This window comes from Streptomyces sp. NPDC008150 (genome assembly GCF_042956945.1).
Taxonomy (GTDB): domain Bacteria; phylum Actinomycetota; class Actinomycetes; order Streptomycetales; family Streptomycetaceae; genus Streptomyces.
In genome coordinates this window covers 1-24,141 of the sequence record NZ_JBIBHJ010000022.1, presented here as the reverse complement: position 1 = coordinate 24,141, position 24,141 = coordinate 1, and the positions used below count along the sequence as shown (strand labels likewise).

General features: G+C 73.9%; 22 protein-coding genes. 14 read left to right on the top strand and 8 right to left on the bottom strand.

From position 1 onward, the window contains the following. The first annotated feature begins 247 nt into the window (after positions 1 to 247). Positions 248 to 916: an FCD domain-containing protein gene (locus ACFZA0_RS35265; RefSeq protein WP_391024580.1), complete on the top strand. Its 669-nt coding sequence runs from the start codon at positions 248 to 250 to the stop codon at positions 914 to 916. A 53-nt stretch (positions 917 to 969) separates the two neighbouring features. Here ACFZA0_RS35265 and ACFZA0_RS35260 read toward each other — a convergent pair whose 3' ends face one another. Together ACFZA0_RS35260 and ACFZA0_RS35255 are read right to left on the bottom strand one after the other, a co-directional pair. Next, complete coding sequence (locus ACFZA0_RS35260) at positions 970 to 1,473, bottom strand: YbaK/EbsC family protein (protein WP_391024578.1); 504 nt, start codon at positions 1,471 to 1,473, stop codon at positions 970 to 972. Further along, a complete protein-coding gene (locus tag ACFZA0_RS35255; RefSeq protein ID WP_391024576.1) occupies positions 1,463 to 2,014 on the bottom strand; it encodes a helix-turn-helix domain-containing protein in 552 nt (183 codons plus the stop codon). Before ACFZA0_RS35255 ends, ACFZA0_RS35260 begins: the two co-directional genes overlap by 11 nt. Before the next feature lie 273 nt (positions 2,015 to 2,287). On the opposite strand from ACFZA0_RS35255, the gene ACFZA0_RS35250 reads away from it, so the two are divergent. The 4 genes from ACFZA0_RS35250 (at position 2,288) to ACFZA0_RS35235 (ending at position 7,920) form a co-directional block, all read left to right on the top strand. After that, a complete protein-coding gene (locus tag ACFZA0_RS35250) occupies positions 2,288 to 3,688 on the top strand; it encodes an AMP-binding protein (protein ID WP_391024694.1) in 1,401 nt (466 codons plus the stop codon). 181 nt (positions 3,689 to 3,869) lie between these two features. Then, positions 3,870 to 4,349: an ATP-binding protein gene (locus ACFZA0_RS35245; RefSeq protein WP_391024574.1), complete on the top strand. Its 480-nt coding sequence runs from the start codon at positions 3,870 to 3,872 to the stop codon at positions 4,347 to 4,349. A gap of 277 nt (positions 4,350 to 4,626) precedes the next feature. Next, positions 4,627 to 6,855, top strand: coding sequence for a SpoIIE family protein phosphatase (locus ACFZA0_RS35240; protein ID WP_391024573.1), 2,229 nt, complete (start codon positions 4,627 to 4,629; stop codon positions 6,853 to 6,855). Between the two features lie 327 nt (positions 6,856 to 7,182). Further along, positions 7,183 to 7,920 (top strand): alpha/beta fold hydrolase, encoded by a 738-nt coding sequence (locus ACFZA0_RS35235; RefSeq protein ID WP_391024571.1) that lies wholly within the window; start codon positions 7,183 to 7,185, stop codon positions 7,918 to 7,920. A 99-nt stretch (positions 7,921 to 8,019) separates the two neighbouring features. Here ACFZA0_RS35235 and ACFZA0_RS35230 read toward each other — a convergent pair whose 3' ends face one another. Next, positions 8,020 to 9,495, bottom strand: a complete 1,476-nt coding sequence (locus ACFZA0_RS35230; protein WP_391024569.1) for an MFS transporter — start codon at positions 9,493 to 9,495, stop codon at positions 8,020 to 8,022. 97 nt (positions 9,496 to 9,592) lie between these two features. Here ACFZA0_RS35230 and ACFZA0_RS35225 point away from each other — a divergent pair, with 97 nt between their 5' ends. Further along, positions 9,593 to 10,321 carry a TetR/AcrR family transcriptional regulator C-terminal domain-containing protein gene (locus tag ACFZA0_RS35225; protein ID WP_391024567.1) on the top strand — a complete coding sequence of 243 codons (729 nt, stop codon included), beginning with the start codon at positions 9,593 to 9,595 and terminating at the stop codon, positions 10,319 to 10,321. A gap of 45 nt (positions 10,322 to 10,366) precedes the next feature. Here ACFZA0_RS35225 and ACFZA0_RS35220 read toward each other — a convergent pair whose 3' ends face one another. From ACFZA0_RS35220 to ACFZA0_RS35210, 3 genes are all read right to left on the bottom strand, one after another. Then, the gene (locus ACFZA0_RS35220; RefSeq protein WP_391024565.1) at positions 10,367 to 11,224 is read right to left on the bottom strand and encodes an effector binding domain-containing protein; all 858 of its coding nucleotides are present in this window, start codon (positions 11,222 to 11,224) and stop codon (positions 10,367 to 10,369) included. Between the two features lie 252 nt (positions 11,225 to 11,476). After that, complete coding sequence (locus tag ACFZA0_RS35215; protein ID WP_391024564.1) at positions 11,477 to 12,736, bottom strand: arginine deiminase; 1,260 nt, start codon at positions 12,734 to 12,736, stop codon at positions 11,477 to 11,479. Positions 12,737 to 12,768: 32 nt separating this feature from the next. After that, positions 12,769 to 14,238, bottom strand: coding sequence for a basic amino acid/polyamine antiporter (locus ACFZA0_RS35210; protein WP_391024562.1), 1,470 nt, complete (start codon positions 14,236 to 14,238; stop codon positions 12,769 to 12,771). A gap of 366 nt (positions 14,239 to 14,604) precedes the next feature. Between ACFZA0_RS35210 and ACFZA0_RS35205 the strand changes: the two genes are divergently transcribed. From ACFZA0_RS35205 to ACFZA0_RS35195, 3 genes are all read left to right on the top strand, one after another. Further along, complete coding sequence (locus tag ACFZA0_RS35205; RefSeq protein ID WP_391024560.1) at positions 14,605 to 16,227, top strand: cation acetate symporter; 1,623 nt, start codon at positions 14,605 to 14,607, stop codon at positions 16,225 to 16,227. A 346-nt stretch (positions 16,228 to 16,573) separates the two neighbouring features. Then, entirely contained in the window at positions 16,574 to 16,951 is a 378-nt protein-coding gene (locus ACFZA0_RS35200; RefSeq protein ID WP_391024692.1) for a hotdog fold thioesterase, read from the top strand. Between the two features lie 163 nt (positions 16,952 to 17,114). Next, entirely contained in the window at positions 17,115 to 17,393 is a 279-nt protein-coding gene (locus ACFZA0_RS35195; protein ID WP_391024558.1) for a DUF5302 family protein, read from the top strand. Positions 17,394 to 17,515: 122 nt separating this feature from the next. Here the strand turns inward: ACFZA0_RS35195 and ACFZA0_RS35190 are convergent, their stop codons facing one another. Further along, on the bottom strand, positions 17,516 to 17,980 hold the full coding sequence (locus ACFZA0_RS35190) for a cyclic nucleotide-binding domain-containing protein (protein ID WP_391024557.1): 465 nt from the start codon (positions 17,978 to 17,980) through the stop codon (positions 17,516 to 17,518). Between the two features lie 290 nt (positions 17,981 to 18,270). Between ACFZA0_RS35190 and ACFZA0_RS35185 the strand changes: the two genes are divergently transcribed. The 4 genes from ACFZA0_RS35185 to ACFZA0_RS35170 all read left to right on the top strand — a co-directional run bounded on the left by ACFZA0_RS35185 (position 18,271) and on the right by ACFZA0_RS35170 (position 22,346). Continuing rightward, positions 18,271 to 18,912, top strand: a complete 642-nt coding sequence (locus tag ACFZA0_RS35185; RefSeq protein ID WP_391024555.1) for a hypothetical protein — start codon at positions 18,271 to 18,273, stop codon at positions 18,910 to 18,912. 129 nt (positions 18,913 to 19,041) lie between these two features. Continuing rightward, positions 19,042 to 19,986 (top strand): universal stress protein, encoded by a 945-nt coding sequence (locus ACFZA0_RS35180; protein ID WP_391024553.1) that lies wholly within the window; start codon positions 19,042 to 19,044, stop codon positions 19,984 to 19,986. A gap of 17 nt (positions 19,987 to 20,003) precedes the next feature. Further along, positions 20,004 to 20,444, top strand: coding sequence for a pyridoxamine 5'-phosphate oxidase family protein (locus ACFZA0_RS35175; protein ID WP_391024551.1), 441 nt, complete (start codon positions 20,004 to 20,006; stop codon positions 20,442 to 20,444). Positions 20,445 to 20,591: 147 nt separating this feature from the next. Next, positions 20,592 to 22,346 carry a GAF domain-containing protein gene (locus tag ACFZA0_RS35170; protein WP_391024550.1) on the top strand — a complete coding sequence of 585 codons (1,755 nt, stop codon included), beginning with the start codon at positions 20,592 to 20,594 and terminating at the stop codon, positions 22,344 to 22,346. Between the two features lie 45 nt (positions 22,347 to 22,391). Here ACFZA0_RS35170 and ACFZA0_RS35165 read toward each other — a convergent pair whose 3' ends face one another. Then, positions 22,392 to 23,102 (bottom strand): response regulator, encoded by a 711-nt coding sequence (locus ACFZA0_RS35165; protein ID WP_391024548.1) that lies wholly within the window; start codon positions 23,100 to 23,102, stop codon positions 22,392 to 22,394. A 260-nt stretch (positions 23,103 to 23,362) separates the two neighbouring features. On the opposite strand from ACFZA0_RS35165, the gene ACFZA0_RS35160 reads away from it, so the two are divergent. Next, a complete protein-coding gene (locus tag ACFZA0_RS35160; protein ID WP_391024547.1) occupies positions 23,363 to 23,773 on the top strand; it encodes a TIGR03618 family F420-dependent PPOX class oxidoreductase in 411 nt (136 codons plus the stop codon). Positions 23,774 to 24,141: the final 368 nt, after the last annotated feature.

The following is a 24,141-nucleotide window of genomic DNA, read 5'->3' as shown; positions in this document are numbered from 1 at the left end:
CGGCTTTCCTCGTGCGGAGGGACCGGCGCGTGTCGGAACCCCACGGCGGGGTGCCGGTCCGGCTAGGCCCCGCCGTGGCGCCGAAGGAGGAGAAGCGCGAAGGCGATCACGAGGCGACCGTAACACAACTCCTCCGACAAGTAGAGGAGAAGAGGAGTGGGGCGAAAGGGCGGATAGGTCGCCTCGTGCGGTTAGGTTGGTGCGGGGGCCGGAGCTGGCTCCCGCCGAAGCGGGAGGAGAGACACGCGTGGTTCAGGTTCAGCGCGAACCCCTGGCCGACCAGGCCGCCCGGCTGCTGCTGGAGCGCGTCAGGGCGGGGGAGTGGAGTCTGGGCGAGAAGCTGCCCGGCGAGACCACGCTGGCCCCGCAGCTCGGAGTGGGCCGCTCGACGGTGCGCGAGGCGATCCGCCAGCTCGCGGGGCGCGGCGTCCTCGCCTCGCGGCAGGGGGCGGGCGTGTTCGTCACCGCCCTCGACGCCCCCGAGGACTGGAACACGGTGCTGCGCCGCGCCGACATCGTCTCCGTCATCGAGGCGCGCGTCGCGATCGAGGTCGAGTCCGCGACCCTCGCCGCCGAACGCCGCACCCCCGCCGAGCTGCGCGCGATGCGGCGGGCCCTGACCGGGCGCGCGGACGCCCGCGCGTCCGTCGAGGAGCACGTCGACGCCGACATGGTCTTCCACCGCAGCGTCGTCGTCGCCGCGCACAACCCGATCCTCACCGAGCTGTTCGACGGTTTCGTGCCGCGCGGCCGGCAGGCCATGGTCGAGATGCTCCGCATCCACGGTGCCTTCGGCGGCGACGCCGAACACGAGCCCCACGTGCGGCTGGTGGACGCCATCGCCGCGGGCGACCGGGTCGCCGCGGGCGAACTCAGCCGCACCCACCTGCTCGCGATGAAGGAACGGCTGAGCTGACACCGGGGCGGCGCCCGTGGCCCGTACCCGAGGCGCGGGCCGCCCGGGGCGGGTCAGTCCGCGGCGACCCGGCACACCTGGCCGCGGGTCAGCGTGACGAGGTCGTCGAAGGTCAGCGGCATCACCGTGTGCGGCGTCCCGGCCGCCGCCCAGACGGTCCCGTACGCGCGCAGCGCCTCGTCGACCAGGGTGCGCAGCGGCGCCGGGTGCCCGACCGGGGCGACCCCGCCGATGGCCTGACCGGTGACGGCCCGCACCTGCTTGGCCGGGGCCATGGACACGGCTTCGGCGCCCGCGGCCTTCGCGAGCATGTCGGTGTCGACCCGGTGCCGGCCGCTCGTCATGACCAGCAGGGGCTCGCCGTCCGCGAGGAACACCAGGCTGCTGGCGATGGCGCCCACCTCGCACTCCAGGGCCGAGGCGGCCTCGGCGGCGGTACGGGTCGAGTCGGGCAGTTCGCGCACCGCCGTGGCGACCCCGGCCTCGGTCACGTGCCGCCGCACGATCAGGCTGCGGGCGGGCAGCTTCGCGTCGCCGTCCTGTTGCTCAGTCGTCATCCCGAGTGGTCCCTTCTCCTTGCTCCGGGTGGGGGTAGTGCATGAGCAGAACGACGTCCGCCGGTGCGCCGAGGCTCGTGAACCGGTGCGGCAGGTCGCCGCGGTAACGCAGGCTCTCGCCCTCGCCCAGTTCCCGTTCGTCCCCGGTGTTGCCGACGCGGACCCGGCCGGAGACCACCGTCACGGTCTCCAGCACGCCCGGGGCGTGGGCCGCCGAGTCCTGCCGGTGCGGTGTGAGCGTGGCCCGGAAGACCTCGACGAGCTGCCGCTCCGACGGCCAGCGCGCGAGCAGGGTCGCGGCGACCGAGTCGCCCACGACCGGCGCGGTGTCCCCGTCGGGGACGTCCGGCAGCAGGGCGCCGAGGGGAACCCGCAGTGCGGTCGTCAACGCGAACAGCGTGTCGAGCCGTGCGCCCCGCCGGTCGTTCTCCAGCTCCGAGACGGTGCCCTTGCCGACACCGCTGCGCCGCGCCAACTCCGAGAGCGAGCAGCCCTGTTCGGCCCGAAGGCGCTTCAGCCGCGCGCCCAGCGTCTCGCTCACGGGTAACCCTCCACCATCGTTCTGTTAACAGAACGATGGTACACCCGAGGGACGGGACACCCCGGGGAGCCCCGGCGGGCGCCCGCCCGCGGAGTGCCGCCGCGCGCCCCCGTGCGCAGCCCCTCGCGCCACGCCGAGAACGCCGGAACGAGCGGCCGGGGCCCGCGGCTCCATGCCCGTGCGCTTGAATCGGGGCACGCCCGGCGGCCCGGTGGGGGCCCGACGGCGACAGCGGCGCGCACGAACGAGGACGAGAGAGAGCGGACGATGACGATGGCTCCGGACCTGTTCCCCTCGCACGCCGGACCCGGCGGTGTCGCGGTCACGGTCGGCGACGTGTCCCTCGGGCGCGAGGAGCTCTTCGCCGCGGCCGCGGCCGTCGCCGCCCGGGTAACCGGCGCCCCCGCGGTCGCGGTCGACGCGCGGCCGGATCCGCGGACCGTCGTCGCCGTCCTCGGCTGCCTGATCGCGGGCGTCCCCGTCGTGCCGGTGGCCCCGGACTCCGGGCCCGCGGAACGCGACCACGTGCTGCGCGACTCCCACTCCGCGCTGTGGCTGGGCGATGCGGTCGAAGGGCTCGACCTGGACCGCGAGCCCGTCGACCTCTCCGCACGCTCGTCGGCGTCGTTCGCCGGGCCCGGCGCGTCCGACACCGCGATGATCATGTACACCTCGGGCACGACGGGCCTCCCCAAGGGGGCCGTACTGTCCCGCGGCGCCGTCGCCGCCTGCCTCGACGGACTCGCCGAGGCCTGGGCCTGGACCCCGGAGGACGTACTGGTCCACGGGCTGCCGCTGTTCCACGTCCACGGCCTGGTCCTCGGCGTCCTGGGCGCCCTGCGGACCGGCAGCCCGCTGGTGCACACCGTGCGGCCACGGCCCGCCGCGTACGCCGAGGCGGTCGCCGCGCACGGCGGGACCCTGCTGTTCGGCGTGCCGACGGTGTGGTCCCGGGTGGCCGCCGACCCGGCGAGCGCCCGGCAGATCGGTACGGCACGGCTGCTCGTCTCGGGAAGCGCCCCGCTCCCGGTTCCGGTGGCGCACGACCTCGCCGCGCTCACCGGGCAGGTCCCGGTCGAGCGCTACGGCATGACGGAGACCCTCATCACCCTCGCCCAGCGGGCCGCCGATCCGCGCAGGCCCGGCTGGGTCGGCGCACCGATCCACGGGGTGGAGGCACGGCTGCGCGACGACCACGGGCAGGACGTGCCCGCGGACGGCGAGACGTCCGGGGACCTCCAGGTGCGCGGTGCGACGCTCTTCGACGGCTATCTCGGGCGCTCCGGCGAGCGCACCCCGGACGGCTGGTTCGACACCGGTGACGTGGCGGCCCGGGACGCGGACGGACAGTTCCGGATCGTCGGGCGCAAGTCCACCGACCTGATCAAGTCCGGCGGCTACCGCATCGGCGCGGGCGAGATCGAGGCCGTCCTGCTGGGGCACGACGCCGTCGCGGAGGTGGCCGTCGTCGGCCTGCCCGACGCCGACCTCGGCCAGCGGGTGGTCGCGTTCGTCGTGCCGGCGGACGGGGCGGCGGCCGGGGCGGACGAACTCGTGCGGTACGTGGCCCGCCAGGTGTCGGTCCACAAGCGTCCCCGCGAGGTCCGCTTCGTCGAGGAGCTGCCCCGCAACGACATGGGCAAGGTGCAGAAGGTGCGGCTCATGACGCCCTGACGTGCCCGGCGCCGCCCGTCCCGCGCCCGGCGCCGACGGCCCGGGACGGGCGGCGCCGGGCCCTCTGCCGGCCCTGTCCCGGGCCCGGGGCTCTGGAACCGTCCGGTAAAAGGTACGGTCGGGAGTGCGTGGTACCCACGGTGACCAGGCGACCGGACTGGAAGCGAAGAAGGCGGACCCGATGGAAGCGGTACCTGGCGGAGACACCCCCGGGCTGCCCCGCACCGACCCGGTCGAGACGGAGTTCGCGCTGGACGGGCAGGGCTCCGCGATCGCCGCCGCCCGCGACGTGGCGGTCGCCTTCCTGGTCAAGGCCCGCGCCGAGCACGGTGTTCCGGTCTCCGACCGCACGGTGGAACTGACCCAGCTGGTCGTCAGCGAACTGGTGACCAACGCCCGCAAGTACGCGCCCGGACCGGCGCTGCTTCGGCTGCGGCTCCTGCCGCCCGTGGTGGAGGTGGCCGTCTGGGACAGCGAACCGCTGCTCCCGCAGGCCCGCGCGGCGGACCCCGCCCGGATCGGCCAGCACGGCCTGGAGATCGTCACCGCGGTCGCCCGCCACGTGGACATACAGCGCGAACCCGTCGGCAAGCGGATCGTCGTCCAGCTCGACCTCTTCGACGGGGCCGGCGGTCCGGGCGGCGCGGCAACCGGGGCCTGACGTCCCGGCGAGTCCGTCGAACGGGGTTCGGCCCCTCGTCGGGGGCGTACTTGACCGAAACGCGGACAGGGGGGACCAGTGGGGTTCTGAAGGCAGCCCCGCGGCCGGTCCTTCCGGCGCACCCGTACGGAGGCCCGCGGGCCAGGCGACGGCGGGGGAGTGCCGTTCCGCACACCCTTCGCGGGCCGACCGGCCGACCGGGAACGCCCCTCGGGAGGGCGGTCCCTATGATGTGTTCTCGCGAACTCGCCGAGTTCGTCGACGGGAAGGTAACAAGGTGGCCGGCGTTCCTGACAGGCAGGTTCCGGTCTCCGAGGACGGTTCTGTCCGGCATTCGGAGGCAGACGGGGAACAGGACCTTCGTGCCCTCTTCGGCCACTCGACGGCCGTGTTCGCCTCCCTGGCCGGCCCGGCGCACGTCGTGGAGGCGGCCAACGCCGCGTTCTTCGCCGCCATCGGCGGGAAGGAACGGGCACGCGTCGGAGTGCCCATCGGACAGCTGGTCCCCGAACTCGCCCAGCAGGGACTGCTCACGGCACTGGACCGCGTCTACCGCGGCGGCCGGCGCCACGTCGCGCGGGACGCGCGCGTGGTCCTCGGCGACGGCGCCACCGCGCGCGAGGCCTTCTTCGACCTCACGTACGAACCCCGGCTCGACGCGGGCGGCAACGTCACCGGCGTACGCATGCTGGGCGTGGAGACCACCCAGATCAAGCAGGCGCAGCGGCTGACGGCGGAACACCGTGCGCTGCTCGAACAGATCGCCCGCCAGGCCCCGTTGGAGGTCGTGCTGGAGGGCATGGCCCGCACCATCGAGGACCTCGCCCCGTACGACCTGCTCGTCTCCGTCCTGCTCGCCGACTCCGACGGACGGCACCTGCGGCACGGCGCCGCCCCCAGCCTGCCGTCCTTCTACAACCGGGCCATCGACGGGATCGCCGTCGGCGACGGCGTCGGTTCGTGCGGCACCGCCGCCCACCGGCGCAGGATGGTCATCGTCACGGACATCGCCACGGACCCGTACTGGGACGACTTCCGTGAGCTGGCGGACCGGGCCGGGGTGGCCGCCTGCTGGTCGACGCCGATCCTCGCGCGCGACGGCTCACTGCTCGGGACGTTCGCGATGTACCACCGCGTCCCGCGCGCCCCGCAGGAGTCCGACCTCGCCCTGGCCAGGATGTTCGCGGGCACCGCGGCGCTGGCCGTCGAGCGCCACCGGGCCGAGCAGGGGCGGCAGTTGGCGGAGGCGCGGGAGAAGGCGGCCCGCGACGACCTGGCGTTCCTGCTGGAGGCCAGCACCCCGCTGTCCTCCGGTCTCGACTACCTCCAGACACTGCGGCGGCTGGCCCACTCGGCCGCCCCCGCCCTGGCGCCGCTGTGCGCCATCGACGTCTTCGACGCGGGCCGCGTCCGCCGCCTCGCCACCGCCGCTCCCACCGGTGCCGAGGAGGGCCTGCTCGCCGCCCACACACCCGACCACGACGTGGCCGACGACATCGTCGCCCGCGTCCTGGCCTCCGGCCGCACCGAGGTCGCCCGCCGCGCACCCGAGAGCCCCGGCCCCTGGCGGGAACTCAAGGTCACCGGCTACCTCTGCGTCCCCCTGCTGGAGCGCGGGCGTCCCTTCGGCACGATGACCCTCTTCACCACCGGGGAGCGCGCCTTCGACGGCCACACCGTCGCGCTCGCCGAGGAGCTCGCCCGCCGCGCGGCGCTGACCGCGCTCAACGCCCGCCAGTACACGCAACGGGTCGCCCTCAGCCGCGACCTCCAGGCCGGGCTGCTGCTCGCCGAGGTGCCGACCCTGCCGGGCGCCGAAGTGGCGACCTACTACCACCCCGCGGGCGAGGGGCTGGAGATCGGCGGGGACTTCTACGACGTCTTCCCGCTGAAGGACGGCGCCTGGGCCTTCATGCTCGGCGACGTGTGCGGCCGGGGCGCCACCGCGGCCACGACCACCGCCCTCGTCCGGCACACCGCCCGCGCCGTCGCCCGCCTGCTCCCGGGGCCCGAGGCGGTCGTGCGCGCGGTCAACACGGCCCTGCTCGACCGGCCCGACAGCCAGGCGGGCGGCTTCGTCACCCTTGTCCACGGCACGCTCGTCCCCGACCCGGAGGGCGGCCTGGACATCAGCCTCGTACGGGCCGGGCATCCCCTGCCGCTGCTCGTCGACGCCGACGACGTGGCCCGCCCCCTGGAGTGCCACGGCTCCCTGCTGGGTGTCACCCCGGAACCGCGCTTGACCACCCTGCGGTTCCGGCTGCGTCCGGGGGAGAGCCTGCTCCTCTACACGGACGGCCTCACCGAGGCACGCGACGGCGCGGGCGAGCAGTTCGGCGAGGAGCGGCTCGCCGACACCCTGACCGGTTCGGCGCGGGAGCACACCGCGTCCGAGGTCATCACGACCCTCGTGGACGCGGTGCGCGCCTTCACCGGCCACGCGGACATGGACGACGACCAGGCGGCCCTGGTGCTGCGGGCCACGGTGCCGGCCGGCCGGCAGTAGGGCGGCGGGGCCCGGGGCGACACCGCGACCGTGGGCGGGGCGCCGCGGTCGCGTCGTGCGACAGCCCTTCCGTCGCGCGCGGCGGGACGGAAACCCGTCCTCGGCGCATCCCGGGAGGCCGGACCGCCCTCAGCTCCGGGCCCCTGCGCGACGCCGGGCACCGGGGGACGATGGGGGAGCGGCGGGTGTCGCCGGGAGGAGACGCCGGGGCCCGCGGCGAGTGGCGCCGCCCCCGCCGCGAACACTGGTGGTTTCACCGGTGGCACGAGCGCCCCGCCCCACGACTCTGGTCGGGTCAGGCACCCGCATCCCCGTCAGGAGGGCTCCATGCGTCTTCGTTCACCGCGCCGGCTTCTGGGCGTCTTCGCGGCCGCCACGGTCGCGCTCACCCTGTTCTCCGCGGCACCCAGCGCCGGTGCGGTCGGCATCTCGACCGCGGCCACCTCGACCGCGTCCAGCACCGCTCAGACGCTGGGGACCAGCACACCGGTCGTCTTCGTGCACGGCTACACCGGCAACGCGTCGAACTGGACCACCGCCAAGGCCGTCTTCCAGGCCAGGGGCTGGTCCAGCTCCAGGCTCTTCGCCTACGAGTACAACTCCTACGGCAACAACATCACCAACGCCCAGGGCCTCGCGACCTACGTCAACAACGTGAAGGCGCAGACCGGTGCGAGCAAGGTCGCGATCGTCAACCACTCGATGGGCGGCCTGGTCAGCGACTACTACCTGAAGGTGCTCGGCGGCAACACGAGCGTCAGCCACCTCGCCTCGATCGCCGGCGCGAACCACGGGACCACGTACGCGGGCGCCTGCCTGATCTACACGACCTGCCAGCAGATGTACCCGGGGTCGTCGTTCATCGCGCAGACCACGGCGGGTGACGAGACCCCCGGTGACACCAAGTACGCCACCTGGTACTCGGCGTGCGACGGCATCATCATCCCGTACACCAGCACCAAGCTGGACGGCGCGACGAACAACAACGTGGCCTGCCAGACCCACATCGGCTACCTGACGGACACCTCGGTGCTCGGCCAGATCGCCACGTTCGTCGCCTCCTGACCTTCGGCGACACCGTCCCGCCCGCGCGACGAGGCTGTCCCGCGAGTGCCCCCGGGTACTCGCGGGACAGCCCGTCCCCGCACCGCGCCCGCCCGCCCGTCACAGGGCTCCGGCGGGTATCTCGCTCTCGGTGCGCAGCCGCCGGGGCAGCGCGAACCCCACCGCGCAGCTCACCACCAGCAGCGCCAGTGCCGCGCCGACGCCCCAGCCGAACGCGCCCGCGAAGCCGTCGCCGCCGTCGCCGCCGTCCACGCGGTGCAGGAAGACGGTGCCGATCGAGACGACGCCCAGGACCCCGCCGAGCTGCTCCACCGATTCGAGCACGCCCGAGGCCGAGCCGACGTGCGCCGCGTCCACGTTCTGCAGGGTGATCGCGAACAGCGGCCCCATGATCAGGCCCAGGCCGGTGCCGATCGCGACGAGCCACGGGGTGAGCTCCCACACGCCGGTGCCCTCCCCGAAGCGGTGCAGGGTCCAGGCGGCCCCGGCGAGGCCCGTCGCCAGGACGGCGTTGCCCACCGGGAGAACGCCGCGGCCGAGCCGGGGAAGCAGCGACTCCGCCAGCACCGCGACACCGAGGACCATCCCGGCGATCATCGGCAGCGTCGCGAGCGCGGCGGTGAACGCCGACAGACCCAGCCCCTCCTGGAGGACCAGCGTGAGCGTGATCATCAGGCCGCTCATCACCGCCTCCGCGAGGAGGCTGAGGACGAGCCCGATGCCGAAGCACCGCTGACGGAACAACGGCACGTGCACCAGCCCGGGTACGCCGCGCCGCTCACGCGCACGCTGGTCCAGCACCAGCAGCCCGAGCACCGGCAGCGATGCGGCCAGGCAGAGGTACGTCCACGCGGGCCAGTGTTCGGCCGGTCCCTCGACGAGGGGCAAGACGAGCAGCGTCAGCCCGAGCACGACCAGGGCGGTCCCGCGCGGGTCCGTGCGCTGCGGACCGGTCGATGCGCCCGACGGGAGGAGATACCGGGCGGCCACCAGGGCCGCCGCGCCCACCGGGACGTTGACCAGGAAGATCGGCCGCCAGCCGGCGCCGAGCAGGTCGGCCCGCAGGATCACGCCGCCGAGCAGCGGGCCCAGCGCGGCGGCCAGTCCCGCGAGCGCGCCGAACAGTCCCATGACCTTCGACCGTTCCTGGGGCCGGTACATCAACTGGATGAGTGAGGTCGCCTGCGGCACCATCAGCGCGGCGGCGGCGCCCTGGAGCACGCGGGCCGCCACCAGCACGCCCGCGTCGGTGGCCAGGGCGCACACGGCCGACGCGGCCATGAACCCCGTCACCCCGCAGGCGAACACCCGCCGGTAGCCGTACACGTCCCCGAGCCGCCCGCCGGTCACCAGCAGCACGGCGAAGGCGAGGGAGTACCCGGCGACCAGCCACTGCAAGGCCGCGCTCCCCGCGTGGAGGTCCGTCCGCAGCGTCGGCAGCGCGACGTTGACGACCGAGGTGTCCAGGAGATCCATCACCACGGCCGCCATCACGACGCTCACGGCGACGATCCTGCGGGCCGGGCCGGGTGGTGCGGCCGCGGCGTCCTCCGGCCGGATACGAACGTCGTCCATGATCCTCCCCCTCTCGACGAAAACTAGACCGTCCAGTCTCGTTTGACCTCAAGCTAGACCGAACGGTTCCGTCTTGTCCAGGAGTAGACTCCGGCCCATGACCGACAGTGACACCGGCACCGAGACCGGCACCGGCACCGGAATCGACTCGGACGCCCGTACGGACAAGGGCAGGGCGGACCGGCCCGGACCGAGGGCCGGCGCGCGCGGCCGCTCCGGGGCCAAGCGCGAGGCGATCCTGCGTGCCGCGCTCACCGTGTTCCTGCGGGAGGGGTACGCGGGCGCCAGCGTGGACGTGATCGCCGCGACGGCCGGAGTGGGCAAGCAGACGGTCTACGCGCACTTCGGGGACAAGGAGAAGCTCTTCCTCGCCGCCGCCCGCGAGGCGCAGGCGGTGCTGGACGACGCCGACGGGCACGAGCTGTGGAAGAGCCCGATGCCACGCACCGGTGACGTCCGCCGGGACCTCGTGGACGCCGCCGTCCGTGTCCTGCGCGCCGTTCTCGCGCCCGAGTCGGCGGCACTGCACCGCATGACCGTCGCCGAGATCACCCGGCACCCCGAACTCCAGCATCTGTGGCGGGACAACGCGTCGCGGGAGGTCATGGCGGACGTCGTCGACTACCTGGTGGAGAAGGACGCCCGCGGCGAGCTGTCGGTCCCCGAACCCGAGACGACCGCGCGTCAGTTCGTACTCCTGGTGGCCACCGAGGGGCGGGTCCGTTCGCTGCACGGCACCGTCCCGCTCACCGAGGCCGACCTCGTGCGGATCGGGGAGGAGACCGCGGACCTGATCGTGCGGGCCCACCGCGCGGAAGCGGATTGACGGTGACGGCCGCGCCCGCCGGGGGCGGCCGGGTGGCTCGACCGGTCATGACTCCACGGGAAGCCACAACTCCGCGTCGGCCTCCGCGCCGTCCGGTGACGGAACCACGCGCAGGATCTCCGGCCCCGGGCGGCTGCGGTACGGGTTCGACGGGAACCACTGCGTGAACACGTCCCGCCACAGTTCCTGGATCGCGTTCGGTGCCGGCCCGGAGGTGGTGAACACCGCCCAGGTGCCCGCCGGGACGCGGAGCGCCGTGGTGCCCGCGGGGGCGGCCGACGACGTGATCACCCCCTGGTAGTAGTCCAGTTCGGTGCCTTCGGCGCGACCGGGGTCGAGGTCGTCGCAGACCGCGACGACACCGCGCGGCTCCTGGTCCGACAGTTTCTCCAGACGTTCGAGTACCTGCCGGTCGACGCCGCGCACGAAGTCGACGATCGCCTGGTTGGGTCCCAAGTGCACCAGCGGCACACGGGCCTTGAGGCCCACGACGGTGAACTCCGGCCGCTCCACCACGCGATAACGCATGCTGCCACTCCCTTCGACGGTGAGGCGGAAGGTCAGCCGGGGCTGCGAGACCAGCGCGGCACCGGTGCGCCGGGCCTCGCCGGGACCGACCCCGTGCACGGCGCGGAACGCGCGGGCGAACCCCTCGCCCGAGCCGTATCCGTACCGCACCGCGACGTCCAGCAGGGACTCCCGTCCCGCGAGCACCTCCGCGGCCGCGACGGTGAGCCGGCGCCGCCGGACGTACTCCGACAGCGGCATGCCCGCGAGGGCGGAGAACATCCGGCGCAGGTGGTACTCCGAGGTGCCCGCGATGCGCGCCAACTCCCGTGCGTCGAGCGGCTGTTCCAGACGTTCCTCGATGTGTTCCACGGCCTGGTTGAGACGGTCCAGCACCTGTTCCCCCCTGCCGGCCTTCCTCTTCGGCGATCACCAGGCTAGGGGGCGGTCGTCCCGTCCGACCCGACATTCCGTGCCCGGTCCGGTCGGGTCGGAGGGGCCGGACCGTTCTCCAGTCGGTCGGTTGGCCGACCGACCGACCGGCCCGCGCCGCGAACCGCGCCACCGGAGGCGTCAACGGGCCTGTCCCGCCGCCCCGTTGACGGAACCGCCCCAGCACGCCCGTCGACGGAGTCGCCCGGCGGCCCGTCAGTAGTCGACCGGGTCGCGCACGATCGGGCAGGTCATGCAGTGGCCGCCGCCCCGGCCGCGGCCCAGTTCGCCGCCGACGATCTCGATGACCTCGATCCCGGCCTTGCGCAGCAGGGCGTTGGTCTGGGTGTTGCGGTCGTAGGTGAACACCACGCCAGGGCGCAGGGCGACCGCGTTGTTGCCGCTGTCCCACTGCTGGCGCTCGGAGGCGTACACGTCACCGCCGGTCGCGACGACCCGCAGCCGGTCCAGGCCGAGGCCGCGCGCCACCACGTCGACGAACGGCGTGGACCCCTCGTCGACGACCTCGACCCCGGGGGCCTTGTCGCTCGGCCGCAGGGTGAAGGCGCGGACCGCCTCCATGATCTTCGGGTAGAGGGTGACGACGTCCCGGTCGGCGAACGTGAACACGGTGTCGAGATGCATGGCCGAGCGGAGCCGCGGCATGCCCGCGACGATCACCTCGCGGGCGGCCCCGCCCTCGAAGAGGGCCGCCGCGACCTGGGTGATCGCCTGGCGGGAGGTGCGTTCGCTCATGCCCATGAGGACGACGCCGTTGCCGACGGGCATGATGTCGCCGCCCTCGAACGTGGCCCTGCCCCAGTCGAGTTCGGGGTCGCCCCACCACACCTTCGAGCCGGCGAAGCCGGGATGGAACGTGTAGACCGCCTTCATCAGCAGCGTCTCGTCGTGCCGGGCGGGCCAGTACAGCGGGTTGAGGGTGAGCCCGCCGTAGAGCCAGCACGTGGTGTCGCGGGTGTAGAGGGTGTTGGGCAGCGGCGGCATCAGGTACTCGCCGGAGCCGGCGGACTCACGCGCGAGCGCCAGGTAGGAGGAGCGGAAGTCGGCGGGCAGGTCGCCGGTGGACAGGCCGCCGATCAGGAAATCGGCGAGGCGCCGTTCGGTCAGGCTCTCCAGGTAGGCGCGGGTGCCCTCGACGAGCCCCGGGCCCACCTGGTTGGCGACGATCTTCCGGTCGAGGAGCCAGTCCCGCGCCCCGGGCACCGACAGCGTCTCGGCGAGCAGCTCGTGCAGCTCGACCACCTCGACGTCGGCGGCGCGCAGTTGGGCGACGAAGTCGGCGTGGTCCTGCTGGGCCCGGTCCACCCACAACACGTCGTCGAAGAGCAGGTCGCCCGCGTTGGTGGGGGTGAGGCGCCGGTGGGCGAGCCCGGGGGCGCACACCAGGACCTTGCGCAGGGTGCCGACCTCGGAGTGGACGCCGTGGGCGGCCGCCGCGGTGGTGTTCGTGGTCATAGGGCCTCTCCAGGTGGGGGGACGGACGGTGGTCAGAGGCTGATCCAGCCGACGCCGAGGGCGATCAGCCCGACCGCTGCGCCGGCCAGGGACACGCCGAGGACGACGAGTTCGCGGGGGGAGAACAGCCGCCGGTGCTGCTCGCGCCGGGCCATCACGAACAGGACGGTCGCGGGCGCGTAGACGATGAAGGAGACGAGGACGAACCTGAGGCCGGCGGCGTACAGCAGGAACAGCGTGTACAGCGTGGCGAGGAGGGCGGCGGTCAACTCGGCTCGTGAGGGCTCGCGTTCGGCGTCCTCCGGCTGCGGGCGTACCGCGATCCTGAGCGCGTAGCCGGCCGCCAGCAGGAAGGGGATCAGGCTCAGCGCGCTGGTGAGGTCCAGGGCGAAGTTGAACGCGTCGTCCGAGAACAGGGTGACGACCAGCACGATCTGCATCAGGACGGTCGTCATCAGCAGGGCGGGCAGCGGAACGTCCGCGTCGGTGGAGCGGGCCAGGAAGCGCGGCATGTCGTGGTCCTTGGCGGCGACGAACAGCACCTCGGCCGCCATCAGCGTCCACGCGAGGTAGGCGCCGAGCACGGACACGATCAGCCCGACACTGACGAACACCTCGCCCCAGGTGCCCACCGCCTCCTGGAGGACGCCCGCCATGGAGGGCTGGCGCAGGTCGGCGATCTCGCCCATCGGCAGGATGCCGTAGGAGACGATGGTGACCGAGGCGAAGACGGCGAAGACGCTGAGGAAGCCGATGACGGTGGCCCGTCCCACGTCCTCGCGGCGGCGTGCGTGCCGCGAGTAGACGCTGGCGCCCTCGACCCCGAGGAAGACGAAGACGGTCACCAGCATCGTGCCGCTGATCTGGTCGAAGAGGGACCCGCTGTAGGCGGCCCCGGCGAAGTTGTCCGCGAAGACCGACGGCCGGAAGTACACCAGCGCCAGGATCACGAACACCACGATGGGGACGATCTTGGCGACGGTGACGATGCGGTTGATCGCCGCGGCCTCCTTCACGCCGCGCCGCACGAGCAGGTACACCGCCCACAGCCCGACCGAGGACAGCACGACGGCGAGCAGTGTGTCGCCCTCCCCGAGGGCGGGCCAGATCCCGCCGACGGTCGACATGATCAGCACCCAGTACGTCACGTTGCCCACGCAGGCGCTGGCCCAGTAGCCGAAGGCGGAGAAGAAGCCGAGGTACTCGCCGAAGCCGGCCTTGGCGTACGCGTACACACCGGCGTCGAGGCGGGGGCGGCGCACCGCGAGGTTCTGGAAGACGAAGGCGAGCATCAGCATGCCGGCCCCGGCCACCACCCAGGCGACGAGTGCCCCGGCGACACCGGTCTCCTGGGCGAACCGCGCGGGCAGGGAGAACACGCCCGCGCCCACCATGGAGCCGACCACCATCGTGGTCAGGGTGGGCAGCGAGAGTTTGGCCGTGTGATCCCCGCCGTCGGCGGTCGCCGCCGTGTCGCCGCCTCCGCTGTCCGCACCGCTCACGCCGTCTCCCTCGTCCTGGTCCAGGTGCTCCACCGGACGGACCCCGGCCTCGCACCAAAAGGGAATCTATCCCCATGAGTCGGGCATTCCCGGCTTATGGGGGTGCGTGGTCGCGGGCGTCGGCCCGCAGGACGGGGAGAAGAGGTTCCACGGAGACCGCCCGGCCGGCCGGTGGAGCTGTGCGACCGCACAACCGGCCCCCGTCTCACCTGTGTTGGGGCACCGGACACGGCCCGCTGCCTGTACGTGGCAGCGAGTGACTGATGCGGTTACGGCCATGTTTCCCGTCTCGCCGCCACCGCCCGCCCCCGCCGCACCGCCGGTACCGGCACCCGCGCACACCTCCGCCGCACCGGAGCGTCGGTCATGACCGGGGGCGACGGACAGCCGTTCGCCGTCATGGTCTTCCTCTCCTTCGTCGCCGTGTCCCTGCTGCTCTGCGGCCTCGCGGCGGCGGACGTGGACGACCCCGAGCACTTCTACGCCGGCGGCAGCGCCGCGTTCGGCCCGGTCGGCGGAGGGATCGCCATCGCGGGCGACTACCTCTCCGCGGCGACACTGCTCAGCACCACGGGCGCGGTCGCGCTCGACGGGACCGACGGTGTCCTCTTCGCCGCGGCCACCGTCGTCTCGCTGTACCTGTTCATGCGCCTCATGGGCCAACAACTGCGCCACAGCGGGGTGTTCACCCTGGGGGACTTCCTCGCCGACCGGCTGGGCGACCTGACCGTCCGCCGGGCCCTGGGTGTCGCCACCCTCGTCGTGCTCACGCCCCTGCTGCTGGTGCAGCTCACCACCGCCGGCCGGGTCATGGCCGCGATGTTCGGCCTCCCCGACGGCGCGCTCACCGCGTGCACCGTCGCCGGCGGCACCCTGATGGTCTGCTACGCCGCCTTCGGCGGGATGCGCGGCACCGGGTACGTGCAGATCCTCAAGGTCGGCGTCGTCCTGGCCGCGATGCTGCTGCTGGCCGGGCTCGTCCTCGCCCGCTACGGCTGGTCACCCGCGGCCCTCTTCTCGGCGGCCCGGGACCACTCGGGCGCGGGCGCCGACTACACGTCGCCCGGACTGCACTTCGGGCACTCGCTCGCGGGACGGCTCGACCTGATCAGCTTCGAGGCGACCCTGCTGCTGGGCGCCGCCTGCCTGCCCCACCTCACCATGCGCCTGCACCCGCTGCGCGACGCCCGCACCGCCCGCCGCGTCGTCGGCTGGGCGGTGGGCCCGGTCGCGCTGGTGTGCGCGACCGTGGTCGTGGCGGGGCTCGGCGCCTGCGCCCTGCTCGGCCGCGACCTGGTCCGGGCCGCCGACCCCAGCGGGGCCACCGCCCTGCTGATGGTGACCGGGGCACTCGACCCGGCCGCCGGGGGAGCCCGGCACAGCATGCTCTTCGCGACCGTCGCCTGCGCCGTCTTCGCGACCACCCTCGCCGCCGTCGCGGGCATCACCCTCGCCGCCGCCTCCAGCCTCGCCCGCGACTTCGGCACCCGGCCCGCGCACGGGGGCGCGGGCCGGACGCCCGGGGGCGAGATCCGCCGGGCCCGCGCCGGCATCGTCGTGGTGGGGGCGGTGGCCGTCGCCCTGGCGGTGCTGCTCCAGGACCGCGGCAGGCTGACCCTCATCTCCCTGTCCTTCACCGTCGCGGCCTCGGTGCTCGCCCCGGTCCTGCTCTACGCGCTCTTCCTGCCCGGCCACACCGCCACGGGGACGCGCTGGACCGTCTACGGGACCCTGCCGCTGATCGTGCTGCTGCTCGCCGGTTCCACCGCCGTCTCCGGCTCGCCCATCGCGATCTTCCCCGACCGCGACTTCCACTGGCTCCCGCTCCAGACGCCGGGGCTGATCAGCATCCCGGCGGGCTTCCTGTTCGGCCTCGTGGGCCGCGACCGGTCGCCGTCCCGGGGCGGCGCCCCGCTGCGGCGCGGCCCCGTCGCGCCGGGGCGCGCGCGCAACGAGCCGGGCCGACGGGACCCGGCGGGCCGGGCCTGATCGGCCGGGGAGCGGACAGCGTCTCAACGCGCCGCCACCGAAGCCCTGTTGACGTCCCCGACGGGCAGCGGGAACCCGGTGGCGGCACCGAGCACGCTCCGCCGGCCGACCGGATCGCGCACACTTGACGCCGCGCGGCCCGGGGGCCCGTTTCCGTGCGTCCGGTGCCATGATGATCGACGGCGGTCGGGCTTCCTCTGCCGGAGTGCCCGGCCCGCCCGAGACGGGCGGCCCGACTATCTACGGAGTGCACGTGACGGACCTGACGCCGCAGGAACCTGCCGATACCGCCGCCGACCCCGCGACGCGCAAACGCATCCAGGACAGTTTCGACCGGCAGGGGCTGATGCGTCATCTCGGGGCGCGGATCACCCGGATCGAGCCCGGCCGCGTGCACATCGTGCTTCCCGCACGGCCCGAAGTCACCCAGCAGCACGGCTACTTCCACGCCGGCGCCACCACCGCCGTCGCGGACAGCGCGGGCGGTTACGCGGCCTACACGCTGTTCCCCGAGAACACCGAGGTGCTCACCGTCGAGTACAAGATCAATCTGCTGGCGCCCGCGACCGGCGACCACGTCGAGGCCGTCGGGACCGTCCTCAAGGCCGGACGCACCCTCTCCGTCGCCCAGTTGGAGGTGTTCGCCGTGCAGGCCGACGGAGCGCGGAAACTCGTCGCCAACGGTCAGCAGACCCTGATCCGGGTGAACGGCCCGGAGCGCTGAGCCTCGACCGGTGAGCGCCGGACCGGGGTCGTGAAGCACGGCGGGCAACGCACCGCCGGTCGCCCGCGCGTGCGGGCGTGCCCCTGTCCGTGGACGCGGGTGCCTGGGAGGGCGTCCGGCGTGACAAGCTGGGGTCTCCACAGCCCGAACCCAGGAGGTCACCATGACCGCAGAGACTCCCGCACCCGAAGGTTCGGAGCAGGTCGACGCCGAGAGCACCGCTCTCTCGCCGGACCGCACCGACGGCGAGAGCACCGCTCTCACGCCGGACGAGGACGGCCAGTACGACCTGAAGCGCAAGTTCCGCGAGGCGCTGGACCGCAAGCGCGGTGCGCAGGCCGCCGCCGCCGACCAGGTCGCCAACAGCTCCGCCTCGAAGGTCCGCGGTACGCACGGACCGGCCGCCAGCCAGCGTTCCTTCCGTCGCAAGAGCGGTGGCTGAGACCGGAGCCGGCAGGCTGTAGACGGGATCCGGGCCGAGCGGGGTCCGGCGGGAAGTGCCCGGTCCGCGGACCGGAGGACTTCCCGCCGGACCCCGCTCGCCGTCGTTCACGCCCGCGTCCGTCAGCGCGGGTCCCCGCTCCCGTACGGCGCGTACAGGTCGAGCAGCCGGCTGCGGGCCGAGCGCAGGCGGTGGGCGAGCACCTCGCCGACCCAGCGGGCGACGTCGAGGCCCAGCTCCGGGTCGTCCCGGCACAGGGCCGCCACCGCCGTGGCGTCGAACTCGTAGGCCCGTACCGGAGACGTCGCCTCGGCGCCCATGTGCCAGCGGTGCGGCGCGAACAGCCACGACCAGCCGACGAGTTCGTTGTGGCCGAGAGTCTCGACGACGGCCGCCCGGCGCCCCGGGACACGCATGTCGAGCTGGACCGTGCCGGTGCGCACGACCCAGAACCGGTCCGCGTGCCGGCCCTCCTCGAAGAGGCGTGTTCCCTGCGGGAAGGACACCTCGCGCGCGACCCGCACGAGCCGTTCCCGGTGCTTGGCGGGCAGTGCCCTGAGCATGCTCGGGGCGGGGGGAGCGATCATCGTCGTCCTCCAGGGGATGACCTGAGGTTCGTGCCGGCGGCCACGGCCGCGTCGGCTTCCGGAGTGCCCCCGCCTCTCGGCCGGTGGCTCTCCCAGGCTGTGCCGCCGTGCCGTCGCGGGCCATGGGCCGCCCGGCCCCGGCCGGGCCCGACCCGCCCCGGAGGAAGGGACGTTCGGCCCACCCGGGAGTGACCCTTCGGCATCGTCCGGCGGCGGGCGTGCGCGGCCAGAGTGATGCGTGCCGGGCAGTGGCCCGGCAGCACCGTCGGCCTCTCGAAGGGATCACCGTCATGACCCTGCACGAGCACCCTCGCGACCGTTCGGGCTTCCGCCCGCCGTCCGCGGGCGGAAACCGGGACACCTCCACGTCCGCTCCGGAGGAACCGGCACGGGACGCCGCGGACACTTCCCTCCGCGCCGTACCGGCCGCCCTGTTCGCGTCGCTGCGGCTGGTCACCGGCTTCGTGTTCCTCTGGGCGTTCCTCGACAAGACCTTCGGCCTCGGCTACTCGACCGCGTCGGGCAGGGGATGGGTCGACGGCGGCTCGCCCGCGAAGGGCTTTCTCGGCTCGGTCGCCGCGGGGCCGATGGAGTCCACCTTCCACGACTGGGCGGGGGCGGGCTGGACGGACTGGCTGTTCATGCTCGGACTGCTGGGGGTCGGACTCGCCGTGACGGCGGGCGTCGCCCTGTGGCCCGCCGCACTCGCCGGGACCGTGCTGATGGCCATGATGTGGCTGGCCGAGTGGCCGCCGGCGAAGCACCTGTCGGACGGCGCCCCGAGCATGTCCAGCAATCCGTTCGCCGACTACCACCTCGTGTACGCGCTGGTGCTGATCGTGCTGGCGGCGGTGGGTGCCGGGGCGACCTGGGGCCTCGGGCGGTTCTGGACCCGGCTCCCGCTGGTCCGCGACCACGTCTGGCTGCACTGACCCGGCCGACCGCCGCGCGCGGCGCGCGGGTTGGGCCGGTCGGGCCCAGGCGGGGGACCTGCGGCCCCTGCCCCCGGGATCCGCCGGCCGCGACGCTCCAGACACAGCAACCCACCGGAGGTGGAGATCATGAACCGCACCGTCATTGCCGGCCTCGACGGCACGGCCGAGAGCCGGGCCGCGGCGGAGTGGGCCGCGCGCGAGGCGGGACTGCGCGGCCTGACACTGAGGCTGGTCCACGTGTGGGAGGCGGCGCCCGGCCCCGTGTCCCACGCGCCGCTCCACGGCCACGAGACGGACCGGCAGTGGAGCGAGCGCGTGCACGGCGAGGCCGCCGCCGAGATCCAGCGGTGGCACCCCGGCGTGCGGATCGACGCCGACCTGGTCTCCGGCAGGCCCGCCGACGTCCTCGCCGAACTCGCCCGCGACGCCGAGCTGTTGGCCCTCGGCTCGCGCGGCCTCAGCGGCCTCGGCGGCTACCTGGTCGGTTCCGTCGGCCTGGCCGTCGTCGCCCGCGCACCCGTTCCCGTGGTGCTGGTCCGGGCCGGGGGCCGGGCGGCCGAGACCGGCCGCGGCGACGCGGCGGCGACCGGGACGAGCGGCCCCGCGGCCGACGTCACCGCCGCGGCGGTCACTCCGGCCGGGGGCGCCGTGCCGCGGCCGGTGGTCCTCGGCCTGCCCGGCGCCGACCCGGCCGGGGAACTCGTCTCCTTCGCGTTCCGGGCGGCCGAACTGCGCGGGGCGTCCCTGCGGGTCGTGCACGGCTGGAACCCGCCGCCCTCCTACGCGTACGCGCTCTACGCCGGGATCGGGCAGGATCTGTCCACCGCGCAGGCGGCCGAACTCGATGCCCAACTGGCGCCGTGGCGCGAGAAGTTCCCGACCGTCGACGTGATCGGGGAGGCGCGGTGCGGGTCGGCGGGGCAGCATCTGGCCGACGCGTCGCGGGACGCCTCGCTCGTCGTCGTGGGCCGCAGGGTCGGGCGCCACCCGGTGGGACCGCGCGTCGGCCCTGTCGCGCACGCCGTCCTGCACCACGCGGTCGCGCCGGTCGCGGTCGTCCCGCACGCCTGAACGGGCCGCCGACACCGATGTACGGGAACGACGGATTCCGTGAGCTCGCGCCGCCGGACTGTCTGCGTCTGCTGGCGCGGGTGTCCGTCGGCCGGGTCGTGTACACCCGCGGCGCCCTGCCGGCCGTGCTGCCGGTCGGCTTCGGGGTGGACCGCGACGGCGCGGTGCTGCTGCGCACGTCGGCGACATCGGAGCTGGTCGTCGCCATCGACGGCGTCGTGGTCGCCTTCGAGGCGGACGAGATCGACGTCGCCGACCACTCCGGATGGAGCGTCGTCGTCACCGGCCGGGCGACCGTCGTGCGGGACGCGACGGAACGGGAGCGGCCGGCCCGTACCGGTCCCGCGTCGGGGGCGCCCCGGCCGCGGGAGGTCCTCGTCCGGATCGAGCCCGAGCTGGTCACCGGCTGCCAACTCGTCGGCGGGAAAGGGGCGTTGGGTGTCGAACGCCCGACGTGACAGCGGCGGTGACGGCTGTTGTCCCGCGCCCCCGGCCCGCCCCGCGCTCCTCACGGCCGGACCCGGGGCGATACCGTTGCCCCGGCCGGGACCGTCGGCCGGGGCGCGCGGGCGCACGGCCCGAGGCGCACAGGTGTGCGGCATGACGTGGAGGACCGACCGGTGGAGCGCGACGAACAGGCCGGGGACGCGCGCGTACGTCTGCCGCAACTGAGGCTCGACGAGTTGCTGGCCGAGGTGCAGGCCAGGCTCGACGCGGCGCGCGGCACCCGCGACCGGGTGCACAGTCTGCTGGAGGCGGTGCTCGCCGTCGGCCGTGAACTCGACCTGGAACAGGCCCTGCACAGCATCGTGGAGGCGGCGGCCGTACTGGTCGACGCGCGGTACGCGGCCCTGGGGGTGATCGGGCCGGACGGCAGGCGGCTGTCCGCGTTCCACACGATCGGCGTCGGCGACGAGCAGATCGCGCGGATCGGCCCCTACCCCGAGGGACACGGCATCCTGGGTCTGCTGATCGGCGAGCCCGAGCCGCTGCGGCTGTCGAAGATCTCCGACCATCCCGCCTCGTACGGCTTCCCGCCCCACCACCCGCCGATGAACACCTTTCTCGGCGTCCCCATCCGCATCCGGGACCAGGTCTTCGGCAACCTGTACCTCACGGAGAAGGCGGGCGGGGCGCGGTTCGACGAGGAGGACGAGTCGGTGCTGTCCACCCTGGCGGTCGCCGCGGGCGTGGCGATCGACAACGCCCGCCTGTACGAGGAGTCCCGGCTGCGGGAACGGTGGCTGCGCGCCAACGCGGAACTCACCCACAGCCTGATGTCCGGCGACGAGGGCGCCCGAGCGCTCGGCCTGATCGCGGAATGGACCGGGAACATCACCGGTGCCGCCCTCGCCGTGGTCGCCGTGCCGCTGGAGGACACCGGGACACTGCGGGTGGAACTCGCCGCGGGGGAGGGCGCCGAGGTGTGCCGCGGGCTCGTCCTGCCCGTGGCCGGGAGTTTCGTGGGCCAAGCGTTCTCCGGGGGCGTCCCCGTCACGAGTGCGGACGTAGGCGCGGACGAACGGGCGTCGACGTCGGCGCCCCGCGTCGACGGACTCGGCGCGGCCGTGGCCGTGCCCATCGGCACGGGGGAAGGGGCGCGCGGTGTCGTGCTGCTCGTGCGCGCCGCCGGCCGTCCGGAGTTCACGCACAAGGAGATCGAGCCGCTCCAGGGGTTCGCCGCGCAGGCCGCCATCGCGATGGAACTGGCCGAGCGGCGCAAGGACGCCGAGCAGATCGCGGTCCTCGAAGACCGGGACCGGATCGCCCGCGACCTGCACGACCTGGCCATTCAACGGCTCTTCGCGACCGGCATGACACTCCAGAGCGCGGGCCGCTTCATCGAGCACCAGGAGGCGGCCGAGCGCGTGGAGCGCGCGGTGGACGACCTGGACGAGACGATCAAGATCATCAGGTCGACCATCTTCGGCCTGCGCGCCCGCGACGGAGCACCGGGAGGCGGACTGCGGGCCCGCGTCGTACGGCTGGCCGGCGAGGCGGCGTCCGTGCTGGGCTTCGCACCGAGCGTGCGGATGGAGGGACTTGTCGACACCGACGTTCCCCGCCGGGTCGGCGACGACGTGATCGCGGTGCTGTCCGAGGCCCTCACCAACATCGCCCGGCACGCCGGAGCCGGGCGCGCCGACGTCGTGCTGGAGACCGACGGCCGCGAGGTACGGCTCACGGTGTCGGACGACGGCTGCGGCGTCCCGCCCGGGGGCCGGCGCAGCGGCCTGCGCAACATGGCGGAGCGGGCCGAGCGGCTCGGCGGCGGCCTCGACGTGCTCGACAGGGCCGACCGCGACGGCGGCGGCACCACCCTGGTGTGGCGGGTGCCGGTGAAGCACGAGGGTAGGTAGGGCGGGCGCGGCGCGCGGGACTCCCCGCCGGCCGTACCGCGCGGGTCAACGTGCCGGACGGTCCGTGGACGTCGGTCCGGGCAGGTCCAGGTGCGTGGCGATCACCGCGGCCTGCACCCGCCGCTGGACGCCGAGCTTGGCCAGCAGCCGGGAGATGTGGTTCTTGACCGTCTTCTCCGACAGGTACAGCCTGCTGCCGATCTCGCGGTTGGTGAGACCGTCCCCGATCAGGACCAGGATCTCCCGCTCCCGGGGCGACAGCCCCGCCAACTCGGGTGCCTCCGCCGGGGGTTCGGCGGGCTCGGTGCGCAGGGAGCGCATCAGCCGCGCGGTGGTCGCGGGGTCCAGCATCGACTGCCCGGACGCGACCGTGCGTACCGCCGAGACGAGGTCGGACCCCTTGATCTGCTTGAGCACGTAGCCGGACGCACCGGCCATGATCGCGTCGAGGAGGGCGTCCTCGTCGTCGAAGGAGGTCAGCATCAGCACGGCCAGGCCCGGTATGCGGTCGCGCAGTTCCCGGCACACGGTGATGCCGTCGCCGTCCGGCAGGCGCACGTCGAGGACCGCCACGTCGGGGCGCACCGCGGGAGCCCGTACGAGGGCCTGTTCGACGTTGGCGGCGTCGCCGACGACGGAGATGTCGTCCTCGGAGTCCAGGAGGTCCGAGAGACCGCGCCGGACGACCTCGTGGTCGTCCAGCAGGAAGACACGGATCGGTTCCCGAGCCGTGGAGGTGCGTGTCCCGGTGGTCATGGCGGTCCCTTGTCCTTCTCCGGAGGCCGGGACGGTCCCGGCCGCCCCCGGGGTCGATCATCGCGCGCCGGGCCCCCGCCCCACCAGGGCCGACCGGCCCTGATCCGACCGGGAGTGTCCCGAGCGGCGGCGGCGGCGGACGCGGCGCCGGGAGCCGTGGTGCCGGTGATGGCGTCCACCGCGCGATCCCCTGCCCGCGGTCTGCCGCGGGCCGGTTCCGCGGGTCGACGTCCGTGTCCGGCCTGGCTAGGGTCGCGGGCGTGACGATTCGGTTGAACGACGCAGCCCGCAAGCTCCTCGACGATGCGAATCCCGCCGTTCTGGCCACCACCAACCCCGACGGCAGTCCGCAGACCTCGGTCGTCTGGGTCGCCCTGGACGGTGACGATCTGGTGCTCTCCTCGGCGGCCGGCCGCCGCAAGATCCGCAACGTGGAGCGCGACGCGCGGGTCAGCCTGACGGTCTACGACCCTGCCGACCCGCTCCGGTACGTGGAGGTGCGCGGCACCGCGACGGTCGCGGAGGACCCCGGCCGCGAGCTCGCCGTCGCACTGGCCGAACAGTACGAAGGGCCCGGAGCCGGGCAGGAGTACCGGGAACTGCCCCCCGAGGTGGTGCGCGTGGTCGTCAGGATCACCCCGCAGCGGCTGACCGGCACCTTCGCCGACTGACCGGTCAACCGGCCCGCCGCGCCTCCTCGTTGGGCCGAACGGCCCCTCCCCGGGGACCTGCGGTCCCTGTCGCCTCCCCGTCCCCGCCGACACGCTGGTACCGGACGGCGGCCTCTTCGCGACACCCGTACGGCCGGGCCGCATCACGCACGTGCGGCCCGGCCGTTCCGGGGGACCCGTACCGCGCAGGCGGCGCGTCGCGAGGTGCCGTCCGACGGTCGTGCCGCCTCCCTGGCGGGTCGCCGAACCCGACGAGATGCGGAGGCATCAGATCCATGTCCCAGGCAGAGCAGCAGGGCACCAGCAGCGGGGCCGGTTTCGACGCCGGTTCGGGTACCGAAACGGTTCTCGGTGAGGCGGAGTTGCGT

Coding starts and splice junctions, on each gene's coding strand:
- ACFZA0_RS35260 (WP_391024578.1), bottom strand. CDS start 1,473: ATGACGACTGAGCAACAGGACGGCGACGCGAAGCTGCCCGCCCGCAGC.
- ACFZA0_RS35250 (WP_391024694.1), top strand. CDS start 2,288: ATGGCTCCGGACCTGTTCCCCTCGCACGCCGGACCCGGCGGTGTCGCG.
- ACFZA0_RS35245 (WP_391024574.1), top strand. CDS start 3,870: ATGGAAGCGGTACCTGGCGGAGACACCCCCGGGCTGCCCCGCACCGAC.
- ACFZA0_RS35235 (WP_391024571.1), top strand. CDS start 7,183: ATGCGTCTTCGTTCACCGCGCCGGCTTCTGGGCGTCTTCGCGGCCGCC.
- ACFZA0_RS35230 (WP_391024569.1), bottom strand. CDS start 9,495: ATGGACGACGTTCGTATCCGGCCGGAGGACGCCGCGGCCGCACCACCC.
- ACFZA0_RS35225 (WP_391024567.1), top strand. CDS start 9,593: ATGACCGACAGTGACACCGGCACCGAGACCGGCACCGGCACCGGAATC.
- ACFZA0_RS35215 (WP_391024564.1), bottom strand. CDS start 12,736: ATGACCACGAACACCACCGCGGCGGCCGCCCACGGCGTCCACTCCGAG.
- ACFZA0_RS35205 (WP_391024560.1), top strand. CDS start 14,605: ATGACCGGGGGCGACGGACAGCCGTTCGCCGTCATGGTCTTCCTCTCC.
- ACFZA0_RS35200 (WP_391024692.1), top strand. CDS start 16,574: ATGCGTCATCTCGGGGCGCGGATCACCCGGATCGAGCCCGGCCGCGTG.
- ACFZA0_RS35195 (WP_391024558.1), top strand. CDS start 17,115: ATGACCGCAGAGACTCCCGCACCCGAAGGTTCGGAGCAGGTCGACGCC.
- ACFZA0_RS35190 (WP_391024557.1), bottom strand. CDS start 17,980: ATGATCGCTCCCCCCGCCCCGAGCATGCTCAGGGCACTGCCCGCCAAG.
- ACFZA0_RS35185 (WP_391024555.1), top strand. CDS start 18,271: ATGACCCTGCACGAGCACCCTCGCGACCGTTCGGGCTTCCGCCCGCCG.
- ACFZA0_RS35180 (WP_391024553.1), top strand. CDS start 19,042: ATGAACCGCACCGTCATTGCCGGCCTCGACGGCACGGCCGAGAGCCGG.
- ACFZA0_RS35175 (WP_391024551.1), top strand. CDS start 20,004: ATGTACGGGAACGACGGATTCCGTGAGCTCGCGCCGCCGGACTGTCTG.
- ACFZA0_RS35165 (WP_391024548.1), bottom strand. CDS start 23,102: ATGACCACCGGGACACGCACCTCCACGGCTCGGGAACCGATCCGTGTC.